Origin of the sequence: Falsihalocynthiibacter sp. S25ZX9 (genome assembly GCF_041205405.1) — a bacterium.
GTDB lineage: Bacteria > Pseudomonadota > Alphaproteobacteria > Rhodobacterales > Rhodobacteraceae > Falsihalocynthiibacter > Falsihalocynthiibacter arcticus.
Genome location: NZ_JBGFCD010000038.1, coordinates 1 through 6,188 on the forward strand (window position 1 = coordinate 1; position 6,188 = coordinate 6,188).

Annotated in this window: 4 protein-coding genes and 1 pseudogene; 2 read left to right on the forward strand and 3 right to left on the reverse strand. The window is 49.8% G+C overall.

Features of this window, described 5'->3' with window-relative positions; translation table 11 throughout:
* Positions 1–139, reverse strand: a pseudogene (locus AB9F29_RS20905) (IS6 family transposase); the annotation flags it as partial.
* Between the two features lie 513 nt (positions 140–652).
* On the opposite strand from AB9F29_RS20905, the gene AB9F29_RS20910 reads away from it, so the two are divergent.
* Entirely contained in the window at positions 653–2,203 is a 1,551-nt protein-coding gene (locus AB9F29_RS20910) for an arylsulfatase (RefSeq protein ID WP_369757124.1), read from the forward strand.
* Positions 2,204–2,738: 535 nt separating this feature from the next.
* Here AB9F29_RS20910 and AB9F29_RS20915 read toward each other — a convergent pair.
* Both AB9F29_RS20915 and AB9F29_RS20920 read right to left on the reverse strand, forming a co-directional pair.
* A complete protein-coding gene (locus tag AB9F29_RS20915) occupies positions 2,739–2,879 on the reverse strand; it encodes a hypothetical protein (RefSeq protein ID WP_369757125.1) in 141 nt (46 codons plus the stop codon).
* A gap of 91 nt (positions 2,880–2,970) precedes the next feature.
* Entirely contained in the window at positions 2,971–3,387 is a 417-nt protein-coding gene (locus tag AB9F29_RS20920; protein ID WP_369757126.1) for a hypothetical protein, read from the reverse strand.
* A gap of 1,092 nt (positions 3,388–4,479) precedes the next feature.
* Here AB9F29_RS20920 and AB9F29_RS20925 point away from each other — a divergent pair.
* Positions 4,480–5,772, forward strand: coding sequence for an alpha/beta fold hydrolase (locus AB9F29_RS20925; protein ID WP_369757127.1), 1,293 nt, complete (start codon positions 4,480–4,482; stop codon positions 5,770–5,772).
* Positions 5,773–6,188: the final 416 nt, after the last annotated feature.

Consider the following 6,188-nt stretch of genomic DNA (forward strand, 5'->3'; position numbering starts at 1 on the left):
GGCTGACATCGATCCCTCGTTCGTGCAGTAAGTCTTCTACGTTTCGAAGTGAGAGAGGAAATCGGACATAGAGCATCACCGCTAGGCGAATAATCTCAGGACTGGTTTTGAAGTAGCGAAATGGCGAAGGTTTTGTTATCGCCGAAGCTACGAAACCACACTACCCTGTTCAAGTCAGTTTCTTCTGACAGTGCCCACGCAGCGAATGCTTAGCCAAAAATCTTTCGCGACTGCGGCTGCCTCATCGCTGCAATGCAGCCAATTTCACCGAAGCGGCCATTGAAACTCGTCATGTGACACCGAATTCAAACCGCCCGTTCGCTGCTGCCGGTGTCAACAATCGAGAAGCGGACTTTCTCGACCTTCTCTCAGATTGGCTTAGACGCGGCCTTTGGCGAAAACTGTGCTTTCGCCAAGACTTTAGGTGCTGTGCTGCAGAAGCCCTAGACTGGACACACGCTGCATTCGCATGATCCAAAGACTCTCGCCCTCGTTTCTGTAGCGCAGTTCAGCCACCCTTTTGATGGTTTTATGAACTTGCACCCAAAGTTCCATTCGCCAAAATGTTTGATGAAATTTATTGCTCAACTGTGAAGTGGCCGTATATTAGTAAGGTTGATGCTGGCAATATTTTCATGGAGGCCATTTTAAAATGCGATTTTCACTGGGCTTTGCTCTCGCTGGAGGCTTGATGTTTGCAACGGCAACCGTTGCACAAGACTCTCAAAAACCAAATATTTTGGTTATATTTCCCGATGACGTAGGCTGGCAAAATGTCAGCGCCTACGGTCACGGAACGGTGGGCTACACCACACCAAATATCGACCGGATCGCACGCGAAGGCGTGATGTTCACTGACCATTACGCGCAGCCTTCCTGCACGGCTGGCAGGGCCGCATTCATCACCGGGCAATACCCTATTCGTAGCGGTATGACGACTGTTGGACGTCCGGGATCTACTTTGGGTCTTCAACCGGAGTCCCCGACCATCGCGGAAGTTCTAAAGCTGCAAGGCTATGCCACCGGCCAGTTCGGCAAAAACCACCTTGGCGATCGCAATGAACACCTGCCGACCATGCATGGCTTCGACGAGTTTTTTGGCAACCTATATCACCTCAATACATCTGAAGAACCAGAGCAGATCGATTATCCCAAGGATCCCGAGTTTTTTGCCAAATACGGTGTGCGCGGTGTCGTGCGGTCAACCGCAACTGATGTTGACGACCCGACCGAGGACCCGCGTTTCGGCCGTGTGGGAACGCAGACCATTGAAGATACGGGGCAATTGACCATCGAGCGGATGAAAACGGTGGATCAAGAATTCTTTGGTGCGGCTGTCGATTTCATGCAACGCAGCGTTGATACTGAGGTGCCGTTCTTCGTCTGGCTCAACCCCAGCCGGATGCACCTTTACACCCATCTGACCGACGAAAGCCGCTATCTCGCGGCACCGTTCACCACAGAGCACGATTTCTATGGTAGCGGCATGATCGAGCACGACATGATGATCGGTGATCTGCTGGCGGACATGGAAGAGATGGGCATTCTCGACAAAACGATCATCATCTACTCGACTGACAACGGCCCGGAACACAGCGCCAAGCTACATGGAGGTACGACGCCCTTCCGGGGTGAGAAGATGACCACCTACGAGGGTGGTTTACGGGTGCCCTTTATGGTGCGCTGGCCCGGGCAGATTCCGGCGGGTACTGTTCTGACGGGCATTCAGGCCCATATGGACGTTCTGCCGACGCTGGCGACTGCTGCGGGGGAACCCAACGTGGCCGACCGCATTCTTGCGGAACAGCAGCAAGTCATCGATGGCGTCGACAATCTGGCGTACTGGACCGGCGAAAGCAGCGAAAGCAACCGCGACGACTTCCTTTACTACTACGAAAGCGACATCAAGGCGGTGCGCCTCGGTCCGTGGAAACTGCATTTTGCGACCAGTGAGAACTACTATGATACTTACGTCAAACAGAAGTTCCCTGTCTTCTTCAACATACGAATGGATCCGTTTGAAAGCTTCGACGAGATAGGTGATCGGTCTGGTATCGTGCAGCGAAAGCAATGGCTTAATGAGCCGCTACAAGAGTTGCTGAACGCACATATTAAAACATTGATCGACTACCCGCCTGTTCAGGAGGCCACATCGTTCGACTTTAGCGAAATCATGAAACAGATGCGCGCTGGGGCAAACTGATCGCCTCACCGGCTCGCTGAAAACAGCGCTGTCATTTTAGTTTGTTTAGACCGAGGCTGTATTGCCTCGGTCTTTTCTATGAAAGCAAGCTGATTTCTTTGAGGCCGCTTTCATGTTACGAGCGAGCGATTGTATTCTTCGCTACCGAAACACCTGCTGCCGTCGTCTGAAAACAGATCGACCGTTTCTCTTCATCCGCCCAAAGCCGTTTCGTCCGACGTGCCATTCAAAGCCCCATAGTGTCCGCTATCCTAAGCGGACACTAGCCGATCACACTTTCTCAGCGGCAAAGCAGTCAGGCCGGACGCTTGCGGCAAAAGAGGGGTTTCGAGCCCCGAACGTCCGCTTTCTACAAGTTACCCAATTTAGTTTGCGGGCGCAGCGAAAGTCCGGCTTCCCCCCTTCGTGTCGAAATGTGCGTGGTACAGCATTTGGTAAAGAGGGCTCAAACCTGATTTTAGCTGCAAAATGCTCCAAGGTCGGCTCAGGACCGAAAATAGCTTACTGACAAAAATCCACTTTAGCCGTACAGGGTTTACTCGCTCGAATAGCGAGCCGCTGTGGTCTGCAAGCGTTCAGCATGATCGTAGATAGCATCCACACTATCAATTGCTACGCGCTCTTCGGTCTCGCCATCAAACAATCCGAGGTAGAGTTGTTTTCTATTAAAGTGCATGCGAGCAAGTGAGTTTCGATTATTGTCGTCTATTAATACCGCACAGTAAGATTTTGAATCTCGAATTCCAACCCGACTTGCGCTCACGACATCACGACATCACGACATCACGAACGATTGCACGAATGGCGTGCATACCTTCAACCTCCTCTTCTGTTGTGACAATAGCGCTCTCGATTTCTGGGCTGTTATCTTCGGTATTGGTGTCAACGTTGCTTGCAAGGGCAGAAGAAAGCCTAGATTGGACCTCATCCCTAACAATGTCTTTGAAAGCTGCTTTGATTGCGCTTTCGACGGTATCGCGAACTTGGGCGGTAACCCTCCCCTCGTGTACCTCGCTTGCAATCATTTTCACAAAGTATGGTTGCGGTGCTTCGAACAATGAATTTAGTGTTTTTTTGACAAGTGAAACATATTTTAGGCGCTCTGCTGTCGCTAGGATTTTTTTCAACGTCGAATGATGTCCGCTCGAATTTTCTAATTTCGGCGAGATTGGCTGCGGAAACATCTAATAAATCGACGGAAAAGAACGGTTTACTGTCAAGTTTGTTCGGCTCTTCGAGATCAGAATAGAATTCGTAATGACGTCCACTTGTTAAAATGGCGAAAGCGACTTTATTCATTGGGGCACAAAACCACACCAATTCTGAATTCTCGGATTTTTTCTGGGCATGAATGTGGAGTAGTCAGCACCAGAGTGGACGCGGAACTTATAAAAGGGTGTAGTGGGTCACCATACTTTTGTGTTGTTGAGGAGATTTAGAAGTTGGGCTCAAATCAGACATTAGCCGGACACTGCTCAAACAGCCCAAACGCGTATAGCCCTCCTTTGGGCGTTAGAGCGTTGTAATTGTTTTATTTTTTTGATTGCGGGAGGGCGATTTGGACTATACTTGCCACTCTCAACAAAAAGCCTCCGTCTAGAATAAATTGCTCGGTCACAAAAATTTGTCCAAAATTTAAACTAGCACAACGGCTGCAAGATCAAAGATATGCGGCTAGTTGACCGCAAATGTTAGTTCATGGGAAACACGCAGCGTGTTTTCATTCTTATTAGCGACATCGGCTTGCGGCCAATTGCCGACTTTCGTGATCCGCGCAGCGAATGGCTGCATCGAGCCCCTTTTCCAATATTCTGTAGCGCAGCAAATGTTGGCGAAGGGATCTCGTTGATCCATGCGGCTCTTTTTTATAAAGTGCGGACACCACTTCCTACTGGCCTTTTGCCTTTGACCAAAGCTGGTGCCCCCAGAAACCGGAGAATTGCCTGTAGGGGCGCTTTTCGGGTTCTGGGGACCAGGGCCGATTTAATACGAGGGCTGGCCAGACCCTCAAATCGGCGCACTGTGCGCGTAGGCATGTCAGGTTCCCAATGCCCTGAATGACCAAAACCAAAACGAGAAAATCCTGCGCTTTGGTGTCGCCTGTCTGGCAAATTTGAGTGCCTGATCCGCTCGCGCTTGCCGTCCAATCTTTATGTAATGAGCGGTATCGATTGACCCATCGGCGCGATATTTGATTTGTAGTGTTTCATATTGTTGCATGACCGGAACTCCTCGTTTGCGATGAAACCAGTAGAAACGAAGGACCACGTCAAAGCTTGAAGACCAGCTTTAGAATTCCTTGTCATTTCGAATATTCGCCTTTGATTGCATTTAAAGTTCTTGAGTATTGCTGGCTAAAGGCGGTTCAATGCTCCATGGCATACAGATTTTCAAATTGCGTAATCGACCCTGAAAAACATTTATTTCTTCGGGATGGACTGGCCGTTCATCTTGAGCCGCAAGTTTTTGATTTATTGTTGGCGCTTGTCGAAAAGCGGGGACGGTTGGTAACAAAAGATGAACTCGTCGAAAACGTTTGGCGAGGTTTGAGTATTTCTGACGCGACGATCAGCGCCCGTATCAATGCATCTCGGAAAGCGGTTGGTGACACCGGCCGAGAACAGACGATCATCAAGACAGTTCACGGCCGAGGTTTTAGGCTGAATGTTGAAGTGCAAGAATCTGAAGAAGCGGTTCCACGTGCTCACGAAGTAAGCCATTCTGATACGCAAAACATACGTTTCACCCGCTCCTCACATGGGGCAAGGATCGCCTTTTCGAAAAGTGGCAATGGGCCACCTCTGGTCCGAGTTGCGCATTGGCTTTCTCACTTGGAACTCGATTGGCATAGCCCTGTCTGGAGGCCATTGATCGAAGCCCTCGAAGAAAAGCACACGCTTTATCGCTACGATCAAAGAGGCACTGGTTTATCTTCTCGCGACCTTGATGGGGCTAATCTTGATGCTTTTGTTGATGATTTAAAGGCTGTTGCAGATGCCAACAACTTGGATCGTTTCCCGATATTTGCTGCGTCACAAGCTGTCCCCGTCGCCATCCGCTTTGCTCAAAGATGTCCAGAGCGTGTAACCGGGTTAATCTTGTATGGCGGATACGCAAAAGGGCGTGCACTGCGCGAGGCCGCACCGGGAGACATTGATGAAGACACGATTCTGGGATTGATCAGAGCGGGCTGGGGCAAGCCGGATAGTCCGTTTGTAAATGCCTTCTCGACACTGTTTATGCCAGATGCAACACCTGAGCAGTTGGACGGATTTGTTAAGATGCAAACCGAAACGATATCCTCGGAGAATGCAGCTCAGTTGAGGAAAATAATAGACCGGTTTGATGTTTCGGAATTATTGCAGTCCGTTTGCGCCCCAACATTGGTCATACATGCGATTTCGGACGCGGTACAACCGGTTGAACAAGGACGCATCCTCGCAAGCGAAATCCCTGAGGCAAAATATGTTTCGCTGGAAAGCAGAAATCATATTCCTCTTCCTCAAGAGGATACTTGGGCTCAGATGATGCATGAAGTCCGTTTGTTTCTGCGCAGCTTGCAACCCTGATCAAGTTTCATTCAGATCACAAAGAGACCAAGGAAACACTGAGAGATGACTCTGAGGCATGGGCCACTGATGGCTGGTTTGTCCGCACTGCCGACGTCGGCGCAAAACGCAGCGAAGGTCGGGTTATTGCCAACCTCCGATGCCGCGCAGAATTTCATGATTTGGTTCAGTATCAACGTCTGGTTGTCGATGTGGGTGGGTATACATTTGCTTACCCCAGCGCGAACGTTCTTCACTCTATAGTACTAGAAATTGTCCCCGATTAACGCAAGAGAGAAGTTTGGGAAGTAAGGCATTTGGACCTGTCACGGTTTGATGCCGCTCCTTTGATAGCATTTACTGCAACAAAGGAGACTGAGCATGGGACTGAAACGAACAGACGAATTTAGGGAAGATGCGGTGCGGATCGCACTGAC

Bases quoted from the DNA above. Each gene is read 5' to 3' on its own strand.
- AB9F29_RS20910 (WP_369757124.1), top strand. From the start codon at position 653: ATGCGATTTTCACTGGGCTTTGCTCTCGCTGGAGGCTTGATGTTTGCA.
- AB9F29_RS20915 (WP_369757125.1), bottom strand. From the start codon at position 2,879: ATGCACTTTAATAGAAAACAACTCTACCTCGGATTGTTTGATGGCGAG.
- AB9F29_RS20920 (WP_369757126.1), bottom strand. From the start codon at position 3,387: ATGTTTCCGCAGCCAATCTCGCCGAAATTAGAAAATTCGAGCGGACAT.